The sequence below is a fragment of the Pseudomonas sp. H11T01 genome (assembly GCF_048515765.1).
Taxonomy (GTDB): Bacteria; Pseudomonadota; Gammaproteobacteria; order Pseudomonadales; family Pseudomonadaceae; genus Aquipseudomonas.
Genome location: NZ_JBLYED010000006.1, coordinates 279826 through 294425, shown reverse-complemented (window position 1 = coordinate 294425; position 14600 = coordinate 279826). Strand labels below are relative to the sequence as shown.

At 60.0% G+C, this 14600-nt stretch carries 13 protein-coding genes; 8 read left to right on the top strand and 5 right to left on the bottom strand.

The window, feature by feature from the left end:
- Positions 1-33: 33 nt before the first annotated feature.
- A complete protein-coding gene (locus ACN1C3_RS10825) occupies positions 34-984 on the bottom strand; it encodes a DUF1853 family protein (RefSeq protein WP_419115795.1) in 951 nt (316 codons plus the stop codon).
- Positions 985-1130: 146 nt separating this feature from the next.
- On the opposite strand from ACN1C3_RS10825, the gene ACN1C3_RS10820 reads away from it, so the two are divergent.
- From ACN1C3_RS10820 to pepN, 6 genes are read left to right on the top strand one after another with little or no spacing between them, the layout of a single operon-like run.
- The gene (locus tag ACN1C3_RS10820; protein ID WP_419115794.1) at positions 1131-2021 is read left to right on the top strand and encodes an NAD(+) kinase; all 891 of its coding nucleotides are present in this window, start codon (positions 1131-1133) and stop codon (positions 2019-2021) included.
- Entirely contained in the window at positions 2018-2992 is a 975-nt protein-coding gene (locus ACN1C3_RS10815; protein ID WP_419115839.1) for a metallophosphoesterase, read from the top strand. The genes ACN1C3_RS10820 and ACN1C3_RS10815 overlap by 4 nt, the downstream gene beginning before the upstream one ends.
- On the top strand, positions 2989-3858 hold the full coding sequence (locus ACN1C3_RS10810) for a rhomboid family intramembrane serine protease (protein ID WP_419115793.1): 870 nt from the start codon (positions 2989-2991) through the stop codon (positions 3856-3858). The genes ACN1C3_RS10815 and ACN1C3_RS10810 overlap by 4 nt, the downstream gene beginning before the upstream one ends.
- 36 nt (positions 3859-3894) lie before the next feature.
- A complete protein-coding gene (locus ACN1C3_RS10805; RefSeq protein WP_419115792.1) occupies positions 3895-4155 on the top strand; it encodes a YeaC family protein in 261 nt (86 codons plus the stop codon).
- The gene (locus tag ACN1C3_RS10800) at positions 4152-4982 is read left to right on the top strand and encodes a DUF2797 domain-containing protein (protein ID WP_419115791.1); all 831 of its coding nucleotides are present in this window, start codon (positions 4152-4154) and stop codon (positions 4980-4982) included. The genes ACN1C3_RS10805 and ACN1C3_RS10800 overlap by 4 nt, the downstream gene beginning before the upstream one ends.
- A 12-nt stretch (positions 4983-4994) precedes the next feature.
- A complete protein-coding gene (pepN, locus tag ACN1C3_RS10795; RefSeq protein WP_419115790.1) occupies positions 4995-7667 on the top strand; it encodes an aminopeptidase N in 2673 nt (890 codons plus the stop codon).
- Positions 7668-7834: 167 nt separating this feature from the next.
- Here pepN and ACN1C3_RS10790 read toward each other — a convergent pair whose 3' ends face one another.
- The 4 genes from ACN1C3_RS10790 to ACN1C3_RS10775 all read right to left on the bottom strand — a co-directional run bounded on the left by ACN1C3_RS10790 (position 7835) and on the right by ACN1C3_RS10775 (position 11541).
- The gene (locus ACN1C3_RS10790; RefSeq protein ID WP_419115789.1) at positions 7835-8245 is read right to left on the bottom strand and encodes a putative zinc-binding protein; all 411 of its coding nucleotides are present in this window, start codon (positions 8243-8245) and stop codon (positions 7835-7837) included.
- An 85-nt stretch (positions 8246-8330) separates the two neighbouring features.
- Positions 8331-9008, bottom strand: coding sequence for a Crp/Fnr family transcriptional regulator (locus tag ACN1C3_RS10785; protein ID WP_419115788.1), 678 nt, complete (start codon positions 9006-9008; stop codon positions 8331-8333).
- An 86-nt stretch (positions 9009-9094) separates the two neighbouring features.
- Positions 9095-9742, bottom strand: coding sequence for a two-component system response regulator NarL (gene narL, locus ACN1C3_RS10780; protein WP_419115787.1), 648 nt, complete (start codon positions 9740-9742; stop codon positions 9095-9097).
- Positions 9739-11541 carry a HAMP domain-containing protein gene (locus ACN1C3_RS10775; protein ID WP_419115786.1) on the bottom strand — a complete coding sequence of 601 codons (1803 nt, stop codon included), beginning with the start codon at positions 11539-11541 and terminating at the stop codon, positions 9739-9741. The genes narL and ACN1C3_RS10775 overlap by 4 nt, the downstream gene beginning before the upstream one ends.
- 314 nt (positions 11542-11855) lie before the next feature.
- On the opposite strand from ACN1C3_RS10775, the gene ACN1C3_RS10770 reads away from it, so the two are divergent.
- Positions 11856-13160, top strand: a complete 1305-nt coding sequence (locus tag ACN1C3_RS10770) for an MFS transporter (RefSeq protein ID WP_419115785.1) — start codon at positions 11856-11858, stop codon at positions 13158-13160.
- Positions 13138-14559 (top strand): NarK family nitrate/nitrite MFS transporter, encoded by a 1422-nt coding sequence (locus ACN1C3_RS10765; protein WP_419115784.1) that lies wholly within the window; start codon positions 13138-13140, stop codon positions 14557-14559. Before ACN1C3_RS10770 ends, ACN1C3_RS10765 begins: the two co-directional genes overlap by 23 nt.
- Positions 14560-14600 lie beyond the last annotated feature (41 nt).

Below are 14600 nucleotides of genomic sequence, written 5' to 3'. Positions count from 1 at the left end.
GCTCGCGATGAGGCCTTCAACAACACAACAAATTCAACCTGTACCCGGCACATTCGGCCAAAGATCGGCCACCAGAAACAGCCGCTCGGCTTCTTCCCAGTCACCCACGGGGTTTTCCGTCAAGCGCACCAGCAGCTGCGCCGGTGCCTGCGGATCCAGATCGACCAGCCAGGCATCCAGCCGGGCGGTGTCCCACGTCTGGTCGGCAGGGTAATACGCCGGCGCCAGCCAGGCATGACGGGGCAGGGGTTGCCAGCGCCCCGGCGGCCTTTGAACGACAAATGTCGCCCAGTCACGCTGGTGCAACCAGCTGCCGTTCAAATGTTGCGGGTGCGCGCCAGTCGGTGACTGAGCCTTGCCCGGCCAGGGATAAAGCAGATAGCCCCCCAGCCACAACTGCGCGCTGAAGTGCAGAATGTCCAGGGCCGCCAGCGCTTCGCGGCTTTCGGGGCGGGCGGAGATCGGTAATTGATGCTGGCTGAGATGCGCCAGTTTGCGGTCCAGACGGTCATGACAGCCGGGGCCGAGCCACTGCGCAGAATCACGGCCGTCACCGTTTTGCGGCCCCAGATAGAGTTTGATCGCCAGTTCCAGATGGTGCACGCCGTCGCGATCGCGCAGCAGCATGTCCAGTTCGCCAAGGGTGTGGCCTTCGCGGCGGATCGGCAAATTGGCGGCGATCAATTCGATACCCGGCGCGTGCTGCACGGCGAATTGCCACAGGCGTTCGTAATACAGGCCCAGACGCCGGGTCGGGCCCAGAGCCAGCCAGTGCCGCAACGGGCTGCTGTCTTGATCAAGCCCTTTGAGCCACAGCGCCAGTTGTTCGGGAGCCTGCACCCAATCGCTGCCCGCCAGAGGATGGCGCTGCGGCCAAGGCGTTTCGCTGAGCATCGGCGGCGCGAGGATGACCCAAGCCAGGTCGCGCACTTCGGGATGGCGCAACTGGCGGGGTAGGTTGAGCAAGCCAGGAAACAGTATCATTCTGCGAGCATAGCCTATAAGGGTGTGTTCTCGATAAATGACGGTTGCGTCGTCAAGAGCAGCCCCTTACGGAAAGGGTTTTGTCTGCGGCCAGGTTTCGCCCATAATCGACTTTTTCGCCCGTCCCAGAACTTCGCAGGAACCCCATGGAGCAATTTCGTAATATCGGCATCATCGGTCGCCTGGGCAGTTCCCAGGTACTCGACACGGTTCGCCGACTGAAAAGGTTTCTGCTCGAGCGGCACCTGCATGTGATCCTCGAAGACACCATCGCCGAAGTCCTCCCGGGCCATGGTTTGCAAACGTCGTCCCGCAAGATGCTTGGTGAAGTCTGCGACATGGTCATTGTCGTCGGCGGTGACGGCAGCCTGTTGGGCGCTGCCCGGGCGCTGGCGCGGCATAACGTGCCGGTGCTGGGTATCAACCGTGGCAGCCTGGGCTTTTTGACCGATATCCGTCCCGACGAGCTGGAAGTCAAAGTCGCCGAAGTGCTCGACGGCCATTATCTGGTGGAAAACCGCTTCCTGCTGCAAGCCGAAGTCCGCCGCCACGCCGAGGCCATAGGCCAGGGCGATGCGCTGAACGACGTCGTGCTGCACCCCGGCAAGTCGACGCGGATGATCGAGTTCGAGCTGTACATCGACGGCCAGTTCGTCTGCAGCCAGAAGGCCGACGGCCTGATCATCGCGACGCCGACCGGTTCGACCGCTTATGCGCTATCGGCAGGCGGACCGATCATGCATCCCAAACTCGATGCCATTGTTATCGTGCCCATGTACCCCCATACCTTGTCTGGAAGGCCGATTGTGGTCGATGGCAACAGTGAGCTGAAAATCGTCGTGTCCAAGGATATGCAGATTTACCCGCAAGTCTCCTGTGATGGCCAGAATCACTTCACCTGTGCGCCGGGTGACACCATCACCATCAGCAAGAAGGCGCAAAAACTGCGGCTGATCCATCCTCTGGACCACAACTACTACGAAGTGTGCCGGACCAAGCTCGGCTGGGGCAGCCGGTTGGGTGGTGGAGGCGACTGATGCTCGATCCCGCGCGTAGCTACGACCTGATCGGTGACGTGCACGGTTGCGCTCATACCCTTGAGCATTTGCTCGACCGGCTCGGGTACCACAAGGTGGGCGGTGTCTGGCGCCATCCCTCGCGGCTGGCGGTGTTCCTCGGCGACATCATCGACCGCGGCCCGCGGATTCGCGAAGCGCTGCATATCGTCCACGACATGACCGAGGCCCGTCAGGCGCTGTGCATCATGGGCAACCATGAGTTCAACGCGCTGGGCTGGAGCACGCCGGCGCCACCGGGCAGCGGCAAGCAATACGTGCGTGAACACACGCCACGGCATGCGCGGCTGATCGATGAAACCCTCACCCAATTCGCTCAGCACCCGGCGGACTGGCACGACTTCCTTCAGTGGTTCTACGAGATGCCGCTGTTTGTCGACGCCGGGCGCTTCCGTGTGGTGCATGCCTGCTGGGATGCAGGCCTGATCGAACCGTTGCGGGCGCTGCATCACGACGGTCGGATCGATGAGCACTTCCTCCAGGCCGCCGCCGTGCCCGGCAGTTTTGCTTGCACGGTGTTCGATCGCCTGTTGCGCGGCACCGACATGCGTCTGCCCCACGGCTTGACCATGACCAGTGGCGATGGCCTGACCCGGGCGTTCTTTCGCACCAAGTTCTGGGAAGACGACCCGCAAACCTACGGAGACATTGTGTTCCAACCCGACGCCTTACCCGAGCCGGTGGCCCAGACGCCACTGTCTTCCACCCAGAAAGACACCTTGCTGCGTTACGGCATCGACGAGCCATTGTTGTTTGTCGGCCACTACTGGCGCAGCGGCAAACCGGCACCGATCCGGCCGAATCTGGCCTGTCTGGACTACAGCGCGGTGCTCTACGGCAAACTGGTCGCCTACCGGCTGGATCAGGAAACCCGCCTTGATCCGCGCAAATTCGTCTGGGTCGATGTCGAACGCCCGGAGGTTGTGCAATGAGTGCCGTTGCCGTATTGCGCCTGCCGTTGGCGGTCGATCTGAGTGGTTTCGTCAAACTGCTGCAACGCATGCAAGTGCCGCACAGGGTCAGCGAAGAGGCTGGCGAGCAGGTGCTGTGGGTGCCCGCCAGCATCAGTGAGGACGTACGCTCGCTGTACGAACGCTTCCCGGCTGGCGATCCCGAGCAACAGTTGGATATCCCGGTAACCCAGGCCGCGATGCGCCCGGGCTTTGTCGAACAACTGCGCCACAGCCCGGTGACCGCGCTGATCCTGCTGCTGTGTCTGATCGTTGGTGGCGTGACGCTGCTCGGCGACAACCTCGACACCCTGCGCTGGCTGACTTTCCTCGAATTTCACGTTGCGGGCGAGTACATACAGTTCACGCCGCTGGATAACAGCCTGGCTGCAGGGCAGTGGTGGCGGTTGGTGACACCGATGCTGATCCACTTCGGCATCCTTCACCTGGCCATGAACGGCATGTGGTACTGGGAACTGGGGCGGCGCATCGAGATTCGTCAGGGCAGTATCAACCTGTTGGGCCTGACGCTGTTGTTCAGTCTGGTGTCCAATTACGCCCAATATTATTTCAGCGGTCCGACCTTGTTTGGCGGGTTGTCCGGCGTCCTTTATGGTCTGCTCGGGCATTGCTGGATCTATCAATTACTGTCGCCGAACCCGGCTTATCACCTGCCCCGTGGTGTGTTGGTGATGATGCTGGTGTGGCTGCTGCTGTGTATGTCCGGGCTGATCTCGATGATCGGCTTCGGTGAAATTGCCAATGCGGCGCACATCGGCGGGTTGCTCGTCGGATGCTTCACCGGTTTGTTGGGTGGTTTGTTCAGCCGCCGTAAACTGGCCATCTAAAAAATTGCTATATGAATAAAGAGCGCGGAGAACCTGATGTCCTCTTTTAACGACATGATCAAAAACATCACCCCGGATATCTACCAGAACCTGAAACTGGCGGTAGAAATCGGCAAATGGCCCGACGGCGGCAAGCTGACCGCCGAGCAGCGCGAACTGACGCTGCAAGCGATGATCGCCTGGGAAATCCAGAATCTGCCCGAGGACGAGCGTACCGGCTACATGGGCCCGCAAGAGTGCGGCTCCAAGTCGGAACCGATACCGAACCTGTTGTTCAAGTCGGATGCCATCCATTGATCGAGATTGGCCGCGGTGCAATCAGCAAGATGTCGGCGCGCCTCGAAGCGTCGGCCGTTCAATACGCTTTTCGCTTGGGCGATACCGAGGTGCCGGTCAATCCAATGATCGGCACCACCGTGCGCCTCGAGTACCTGGGGGCGATCCACTGCACCCATTGCGGACGCAAGACCAAAACCAGTTTCAGCCAGGGTTACTGCTACCCGTGCATGACCAAGCTGGCCCAGTGCGATATCTGCATCATGAGCCCGGAGCGCTGCCACTATGCCGCAGGCACCTGTCGCGATCCGGCTTGGGGCGAGCAATTTTGCATGACCGATCACGTGGTCTATCTGGCCAATTCGTCGGGGGTCAAAGTCGGGATTACCCGCGCGACACAGCTGCCGACTCGCTGGCTGGATCAGGGTGCGAGCCAGGCATTGCCGATTATGCGTGTCTCGACTCGCCAGCAATCCGGGTTCGTTGAAGACCTGTTTCGCAGCCAAGTGGCAGACAAAACCAACTGGCGTGCGTTGCTCAAGGGCGATGCCACGGCTGTGGATCTCAAGCAGGTTCGCGAGCAGCTTTTCGACAGCTGTGCCGAAGGTCTGTTGGGTTTGCAGGAGCGCTTTGGCCTGCAGGCGATCCAGGTGATCAACGATGTTGAACCGATTGAAATCCGCTATCCGGTCGAGCAGTACCCGGCCAAGATCGTCAGCTTCAACCTGGACAAGAACCCGATTGCCGAAGGTACGCTGCTGGGGATCAAGGGCCAGTACCTGATCTTCGATACCGGCGTTATCAATATTCGTAAATACACGGCCTACCAGCTCGCCGTGCATCAGTAGAAGGACTCCAGCATGCGCACCGAACAACCGAAGATGATCTACCTGAAGGACTATCAGGCGCCTGAGTACCTGATCGACGAGACGCACCTGACCTTCGAGTTGTTCGAGGACCACAGTCTGGTCCATGCGCAACTGGTGATGCGCCGCAACCCGGCCCGTGGCGGGGGGCTGCCGCCATTGGTGCTGGATGGCCAGCAGCTGGAATTGCTGTCGGTCGCCCTGGCCGACCGCGACCTGAGTGCCACCGATGATCAACTGACCGGCTATCAGTTGACAGAGCATCACCTGACCCTGCATCCGACGAGCACTTCGTTCACCGTCGACACCAGCGTCAAGATCCACCCGGAAACCAACACCGCTCTGGAAGGCCTGTACAAATCCAGCGGCATGTTCTGCACCCAGTGTGAGGCTGAAGGTTTCCGCAAGATCACTTACTACCTCGATCGCCCGGATGTGATGAGCAAATTCACCACGACGGTCATCGCCGAGCAGCACAGCTATCCGGTGCTGCTGTCCAACGGCAACCCGATTGCCAGCGGTCCGGCAGAAGACGGCCGGCACTGGGCGACCTGGGAAGACCCGTTCATGAAACCGGCTTACCTGTTCGCGCTGGTGGCTGGTGACCTGTGGTGCGTCGAAGATACCTTCACCACCATGACCGAACGCTCCGTTGCGCTGCGCATTTATGTCGAGCCGGAAAACATCGACAAATGCCAGCACGCCATGAACAGCCTGAAGAAATCCATGCGCTGGGACGAAGAGGTTTACGGTCGCGAATACGATCTGGACATCTTCATGATCGTTGCGGTCAACGATTTCAACATGGGTGCCATGGAGAACAAGGGCCTCAACATCTTCAACTCCAGCTGCGTGCTGGCCCGCGCCGAAACCGCTACCGACGCTGCGCACCAGCGGGTCGAGGCCGTGGTCGCCCACGAATACTTCCACAACTGGTCGGGTAACCGCGTGACCTGCCGCGACTGGTTCCAACTGTCGCTCAAGGAAGGCTTCACGGTGTTCCGCGACGCCGAATTCTCTGCCGACATGAATTCGCGCACCGTTAAACGCATCGAGGACGTGGCTTACCTGCGCACTCACCAGTTCGCCGAAGATGCCGGCCCCATGGCTCACGCCGTGCGCCCGGAAAGCTTTATCGAGATCTCTAACTTCTACACCCTGACGGTCTACGAAAAGGGATCGGAGGTGGTGCGGATGATTCGCACCTTGCTTGGCGATGAAGGCTTGCGCAAAGGCAGCGACCTGTATTTCGAGCGTCATGACGGCCAGGCCGTGACCTGCGACGATTTCATCAAAGCCATGGAAGATGCCAACGGCGTCGACCTGACTCAGTTCAAACGCTGGTACAGCCAAGCAGGCACGCCGCGTCTGGCCGTCAGCGAGGCTTATGACAGCACCGCGAAAACCTACAGCCTGACCTTCCGCCAGAGCTACCCGGCGACCCCGGACAAGGTTGAAAAACTGCCGTTCGTGATTCCGGTCGAACTCGGCCTGCTGGACGCCAAAGGTGGTGCCATTGCACTGCGTCTGGCCGGTGAAGCCGCCGCTGACGGTACCTCCCGGGTACTGTCGGTGACCGAAGCAGAACAGACCTTCACCTTTGTCGATATCGCAGAAAAACCGTTGCCATCCTTGCTGCGCGGCTTCTCCGCGCCGGTGAAACTGAGCTTCCCGTACGATCGCGACCAGTTGATGTTCCTGATGCAACACGACAGCGACGGCTTCAATCGCTGGGAAGCCGGCCAGCAACTGTCGGTGCAAGTGCTGCAGGAATTGATCGCTCAGCATCAGCAGGGCACGGCGTTGGTACTGGATCAACGTCTGGTTACGGCGTTGCGCACAGTGCTGGCGGATGAGACGCTGGATCAAGCGATGGTCGCGGAAATGCTGTCGTTGCCAAGCGAAGCCTACCTCACCGAAATCAGCGACGTGACTGATGTGGACGCGATCCATGCCGCTCGCGAGTTCGCTCGCAAGCAATTGGCTGACAGCCTGCTCGACGGTTTGTGGCAGCGTTATCAGACCAACCGCGAGCTGTCGAAAACGACCGCTTACATCGCCGAGGCCGAGCACTTTGCCCGTCGCAGTCTGCAAAACATCGTGCTGTCCTATTTGATGCTCAGCGGCAAGCCGCACGTTCTGGCGGCGACCCTGGAGCAGTTCGATGCTTGCGACAACATGACCGAGCGTCTGACCGCGCTGGCGGTACTGGTCAATTCGCCATTTGTTGAAGAGAAGGCCAAGGCCTTGGCGACCTTCGCTGAAAACTTCAAAGACAACCCTTTGGTCATGGATCAGTGGTTCAGTGTCCAGGCTGGCAGCGGTTTGCCAGGCGGTTTGCAGCGTGTAAAAGAGTTGATGAAACATCCTGCGTTCAACATCAAGAACCCGAACAAGGTTCGTGCGTTGGTGGGGGCGTTTGCCGGGCAGAACCTGATTAACTTCCATGCGGCGGATGGTTCTGGCTATCGTTTCCTGGCGGATCTGGTGATCGAGCTTAATGGGTTCAATCCGCAGATTGCTTCGCGGCAGTTGGCGCCGTTGACTCGCTGGCGCAAGTACGATGCTGCTCGTCAGGCGTTGATGAAGGGGGAGTTGGAGCGGATTCGTGCGTCCGGTGAACTTTCCAGTGATGTCTTCGAAGTGGTCAGTAAAAGCCTGGCCTGACGTGGTACTCGCTCCCCAGGTGTTCAGCTGAACCCTGTGGGAGCGGCGGTGCGGCGATCCGACTTGCTCGCGAAGACGGCCTGGCAGCCGGCCTATCTCTTGCGGATGTACACTGATCCACATTGGATTTTCATTGCATCAAGACCCTCCCAGACCCTCCCAGACCCTCAAGCCATCGTCCCGGTGGCTTCGACCATCGGGTTCTCTTCCTCAAAATCCCCCCCGCCAATCAACTGTTTAACCTCCTCAAACAACTCATCATTCTGCTCCTCAGTGCAATCCTCGCCATAACGTTTGCGCAATCCATGCTGGCTCAGAATCAGGTGCACATCGGCGTGCAGGCCGTGCTGGTTCAGGCAGCCTTCGACGCATTGCAACGGGCAGCCATCCAGAGCGAGGATCCGCCGTCCCGAGCGCGCCTTGTTGACCAGTGCTGGCACATGCCCGCCGACACCGACAATGCAGGACATTTCGGCCAGGCCGGCGCGATCCAGGCGCAAGGCCAGGGTGTTGGCCAGTTGGGCGACGTTCGAACAACCGGAGCAGGAGTAGACCAAAGGCAGGGTTGAGTCGGGCATGAGGGTTCTCCACTGATGGACTCTGCCAGTGTGCAAGGCTGGCAGTATGGCGCCTTGACCATGGTCAAATCCGAGGCTGGCCTGACTACTGTTGGTAAGCGGCCAGATCCTCTTCAGCGAGGATGCGGATATGGCGCCGCTCCATGGCGATCAGGCCGCTCTCCACCAGACGATGCAAAATGCGCGAGAAGGTCTCCGGCTGGATGCCCAGTTTCGAGGCCACCAGGCGTTTGGACACCTGCAAGACGATCTGGCCATTGACCGGGTCGCGTTCCTGGAACAGGAAATTGATGACCCGTCGGCTGGCGTTGGCGAGGGTCAAGGTGTCGATGTCCTTGAGGCGTTGGTGCAAGTGAATGCTCATGCTCGCGAGGATCGCCAGGCAGATTTTCGGCTGGTCTTCCAGAGCGTTGCGGTAATGGCTGCCCTCGATACTGACCAGCACGCTGTCTTTCAGCGCCGTGGCGCTCACCGGGTAGAGTCTGGCCTGACTGAACAGCAAGGCTTCGGCGAAGGTTTGCCCAGCGTGGATGATTTCCACCAGGTTTTCCTGGCCTTCACCCGTGACCCTGTGCAGTTTGATCTGACCACTGACCAGCAGAAAAAAGCGCTTGGCCGGATCGCCCTGATGCATGAGTGTGGTGTGACAGCTCAGGCGTTTGAGATTGGCCAGGGCGCAGACGTCCTGGAAGACCTTTTCCGGCAATTGGCTGAACAGGTGATGACGGCGCAAGATTAAAACGATTGAAGGGTGGGTCAGCATGGCGTACCTCCGCTGACGGTCATGGTAGAGCGCGCGGAGCGCGTGGCCTATGCCTCCACAGGTCTACCTCCAAAGAGGGATGCCCGTCAGCTCGCACTGCGCAGATGCTCCATCGCCCACACGGCCGCCTCGACCCGCGAGCGCAAACCGAGCTTGTGCAGCAGGTTTTTGACGTGAACCTTGACCGTGCCTTCGGTGATGCCCAGCTTGTGCCCGATGACCTTGTTGCTAAAGCCGCTGGCAATGGTTTTCAGCACCTGACGTTCGCGCTCGGTCAGTTCCACCACGGCCTGGCGTGGCGGTGAGCGCAGCGCCTGGGCCATGACCTGAGTCAGGCCGGGGCTGATCACCAGTGCGCCGTTCAGCGCATCGCGGATGTACTGAATCAACAGTTCGGGCTCCATGTCCTTGAGCAGATAGCCATCGGCATCCAGGCGCAGCGCGTCGCGAATATCGTCTTCGGCATCCGACACGGTGAACAGCAGCACCTTTGCGGTGTAGTGCATCGCCCGCAACCGTCGCAGGGTTTCAATGCCATTCATTAGGGGCATGTTGTTATCGAGCAGCACCAGATCCGGCTGCAGCGGTTCGATGAGGCTGAGGGCTTCTTCGCCGTTGCTGGCTTCGCCGACGATCTCGAAATCATCTTCCAGCTCGAGCATTTGCCGGATGCCGTGACGCATCATCGGATGATCGTCCACTAGCAGGATGCGGTGTTGCAGGGGAGGGTTCATGAAACGCTACCTTCTGTGTGCTGCCCGAGAAACTCCGGTTGGAATTCCAGTTGGACGAGGGTGCCTTGCGGCGCCCGGGAGAATATTTGCAGTTGGCCGCGCAAGCTGCGGGCACGCTCATCCATGATGGTCAGGCCGTGGTGTTCGCGCTGGTCGGTCTGGCCGCTGAAGCCCCGGCCGTCGTCTTCGACGATGAGCCTGACGGTTTCGCCGTCCTGACGCAGTTGCAGCCAGGCGTTTTGCGCGTGGGCGTGGCGCAGGCAGTTGGAGAGCGCCTCGCGAGTAATTTGCAGAATGTGGATTTGCTCGCTGGCCGACAGCTGAAAGGCCAGCGTGTCGATGTGCAGGTGCACCTGGAAATCTCCCCGGCGGGAGAACTCCTGGGCCGTGTCCTTGAGTTCCTGCACCAGTCCCTCGTCGTGAATCTGCAAGCGAAAGGTGGTCAGCAGTTCGCGCAACTGGCGGTAGGCATTGTTCAGCCCCTCGCGCAGTTCGGCGGTGACGGTCTCCAGGGTTTCCACTGGTTCGCCACGGCGCATCAGGGTCTGCATGCGGCTGACTTGCAGCTTCATGTACGACAGGGCCTGAGCCAGTGAATCGTGCAGTTCGCGGGCGATGATGGTGCGCTCTTCGAGCAGCAGCAGGCGATGATCCTGTTCGCGCTGGCGCTTGAGTGAAAGCGAGGTGCCGATCAGGTTGGCCAGCGCCTGGATCAATTGGGACTCCCAACCCTGTGCCCGATGCCCGTCGTCAAAATGCGCCTTGAGCTCACCCAGTTCGTTGCCCTGGTTACTGATGCTGAAGGTTTTCGGACTGGCTTTAGTGTGTTTCTGGCAGGTGGCGCATTCACTGCTGGCACAGACTTCACGGTCGTTTTCGCCATGCAGGGCGAGCATGTGCGAGGCGGGGGCCTGCACAGCGCCGCGCAGGCACAGCGAGAGACGCAAGCCCGGCAGGCGTTGCTGGAAGCGCCGGATCAATTCGTCCAACCCTTCGGCATTGGCCAGGCGGGTGGCCAGGCTGCGGCTGCTTTGATACAGCAGTTCCAGGGCGGCATTGGCTTGTTGCAGGTTCAGGGTTTTCTGTTGGACCTGACTTTCCAGAGTACGGTGCGACTCTTCGATCGTCTCGGCCATGGCGTTGAAACTCATGGCCAACTGGCCCAGTTCGTCTTGCGACTGATGGTTGACCCGCACCTTGAAGTCCCCACCGCGAAAGCGCTGGGTGGCGTCCACCAATTCTTGCAAGGGCGTGACCACGCCGTACTGCAACTCGTACAGACCGATCAGCAGGATAATCATGGTGGTGAACAAGGCCATGCCCTGGATCGCTTGCTGCCAGCCTTGTTTGTGTTCGCTTTGTTGCTGCAACAGGCTGACGAACTGGTTCAGCTGCTCGACGAACGGCAGGGCATTGGCCTGAAAAAAAGCCCCATCACCACGTTCCAGTGCCGGGCGCAGATCGTCGTTCCAGCGTTGCTGGATGTGCTGGTAGCTGGTTTGGAGGGACGTAGGCGGGCCATCTTCCAGCACAGCCTTGAGTGACTGGCTGTCCAGGCGTTGTTGCAGGCTATCAGTGATGGTGGCGATTTCTTCGCCGGTTGCGCCTGCGGCCAGTTTCCAGCTCAGGTGGTAAGTCTCCATGCGCACGGAACCGGCGGTGTTGATAGCCGCCGCATCGCCCTGGCTGAACCAGGCGATCAACCCGGCGCTCAGGGAGCTGGCAAGGGCGAGGATGGCGATCAGGATCACCGCCAGCCCGGCGCGAGCGGGCAGGGAACTGCGCAACCAGCGCATCATCAGCGCCGATCCGGGGAAAAGATAAGAAAGCAGAGCATGTAGAGCTCCAGATTGTGATCGCCGAGGGTTTTGCAGCCGATCCCGGGCGCACTACCTCTAAAGAGTTGTCGGCCGCTCCGTGTCAGTAAAAGCGTCGGCAGACGAAGTTAATACATTGATAAATAAAGGGTTTATCTGGTTTTTCGAACTACCTCCTTAGAGGTAGACAGCGCAAGCATAGGCCTATACCGCCATGGGCTTCGTTGACATGGATCAAGTTTTTGCGGGGTTCGTCTCTCTAGTCTGCAGCCATGGCTAACTGACTGGAGAACGTTGTGACCCAACCGCGTGTACAACAAGGCCTTGTGCTGGGTATGAGTACGCTGGCCTTCACCGTGTGCTTTATGGTCTGGATGATGTTTGCCGTGCTCGGCGTGCCGATCAAGGAGCTTCTCCAGCTCAACGAAACCCAATTCGGCCTGCTGGCCGCCACCCCGGTATTGACCGGCTCGCTGGCGCGTTTGCCGCTGGGCCTGCTGACCGACCGCTTCGGCGGGCGCAGCGTGTTCTTTGTGCTGATGCTGGCCTGCGTAGCGCCGCTGTACCTGATCAGCCACGCCACCGCCTACTGGCAGTTCCTGGTGCTGGGCCTGTTCGTCGGCCTGGCCGGCGGCTCGTTTTCAGTGGGGATTGCCTACGTTGCCAAATGGTTTGACCAGCAGAACCAGGGCTTCGCCATGGGCATCTTCGGTGCTGGCAACGCCGGGTCGGCGGTGACCAAGTTCCTGGCCCCGGCGCTGATCGCCGCCGGTAGCTGGCAGTTGGTGCCGAAAGTCTTCAGCGCAATCCTGTTTATCACCGCGCTGCTGTTCTGGTTCTTGACCTCAGAAAACAAGGGCCATCGCAGTGTCACGGGCGCCAGTTTGCGTGAGCAACTGAGGGCGTTGAAGGATCCTGCGGTGTGGCGCTACTGCCAGTACTACTCGATCGTCTTCGGCGGCTACGTCGGCCTCGCGCTGTGGATGACCAAGTACTACGTGCAGGAATACGGTTTCAACCTGCAAAGCGCGGCCCTGCTGGCGGCGTGTTTTTCCCTGCCCGGCGGTGTACTGCGCGCTGTTGGCGGCTGGATGTCGGACCGCTGGGGCGCTCAGAGCGTGACCTGGTGGGTGCTGTGGGTCAGCTGGGTCTGCCTGTTCGTGCTCTCGTATCCCCAGACCCAACTGCAAGTGCAGACCCTCAACGGCCCGCTGAATTTTCATATCGGCTTGAGCCCCACGTTGTTCACCGTGCTGCTGTTCGTCATGGGCATCGCCTTCGCGTTCGGCAAGGCCTCGGTTTTCAAATACATCGCCAATGACTACCCGAAAAACATGGGCGCCGTGTCCGGCATCGTCGGCCTTGCTGGCGGCTTGGGCGGCTTCGTGTTGCCGATTCTGTTTGGCGCGCTGGTGGACCTGACCGGCGTGCGTTCGTCCTGCTTCATGTTGATGTACGGCGTGGTCTGGGTCTCCCTCACCTGGATGTACTTCAGCGAAATACGCAAGAGCCCGGTGTTCGGTAAAGAGCTGCCCGTGACCGCTTCCCCGTTTTCCAGCATTGCCCAAGGAGAAGAACATGTCCGTTCTGCAAAAGCCTGATTCAGGCCCGGTCATTCATGACTGGCGCCCGGAAGACCCAGCGTTCTGGGGGTGTAGCGGCAAACAGACCGCCACGCGCAACCTGTGGATTTCCATTCCTGCGCTGCTGTTGGCCTTTGCGGTGTGGATGGTCTGGAGCACGGTGATCGTGCGGTTGAACGCCATCGGCTTCAGCTTCACCACTGACCAGTTGTTCTGGCTGGCGGCGTTGCCGGGGCTGTCCGGCGCGACCTTGCGGGTTTTCTATTCCTTTATGGTGCCGATCTTCGGCGGCCGTCGCTGGACCGCCCTGAGCACCGCGTCGCTGTTGTTGCCATCGATCTGGATGGGCTTCGCCGTGCAGGACCCGAGCACCTCTTACAGCGTGTTTGTGCTGATCGCCTTGCTGTGCGGTTTTGGGGGCGGCAACTTCGCCTCGAGCATGTCCAACATCAGCTTCTTCTATCCGAAGTCCCAGCAGGGCACGGCCCTTGGCCTGAATGCCGGGCTAGGTAACCTGGGCGTCTCGGTGATGCAGTTCTGTGTGCCGCTGGTGATTACCTTCGGTGTGTTCGGTTTCGTTGGCGGTAAGCCGCAAACGCTGGCAGACGGTGGCCAGTTGTGGCTGCAGAACGCCGGGTTCATCTGGGTGCCGTTCATTATCGCGGTAACGCTGATTGCCTGGTTCGGCATGAACGATTTGTCCAGTGCCAGGGCTTCGTTCAGCGAACAGGCGGTGATCTTCAAGCGCAAGCACAACTGGCTGATGTGCTGGTTGTACCTGGCGACCTTCGGTTCGTTCATCGGCTTTTCCGCGGCGTTTCCGCTGCTGATCAAAACTTCCTTCCCTGACGTTATCGCCTTGAAATTCGCCTTCCTTGGGCCCTTGGTCGGGGCGCTAGTGCGTCCGTTGGGCGGCTGGCTGGCGGACAAGCTCGGTGGCGCGAAAGTGACCTTGTGGAACTTCGTGGCGATGATCGTGATGGTCTTCGGTGTGCTGCACTTTCTACCAGAAAGCAGCCACGGCGCTCTGCCGCAAAACGGTTCGGCCGGCAACTTCTACGGCTTCCTCGGCATGTTCATGCTGCTGTTCATCACCACCGGCGTGGGCAACGGCTCCACCTTCCGGATGATCCCGGTGATCTTCCGTACCCAGCATGAAAAAGCGTCTGCCGGGCAATCGCCGGCCATTCGCGAACAAGCCCTGAAGAACGCCGGCAAGGAGTCAGCCGCAGTGCTCGGCTTCAGTTCGGCCATGGGCGCCTTCGGCGCGTTCTTCATTCCCAAATCTTTCGGCACTTCGATGGCCCAGACCGGCGGCCCGGAGATGGCCTTCTACATGTTCGTCGGCTTCTACCTGAGTTGCATTGTGGTGACCTGGTGGTGGTACGCGCGTAAAGGCGCCGCGACGCCCTGCTGAACCGACCCGAATCCAACCATTGCGTGGGCGGGGCACAGACC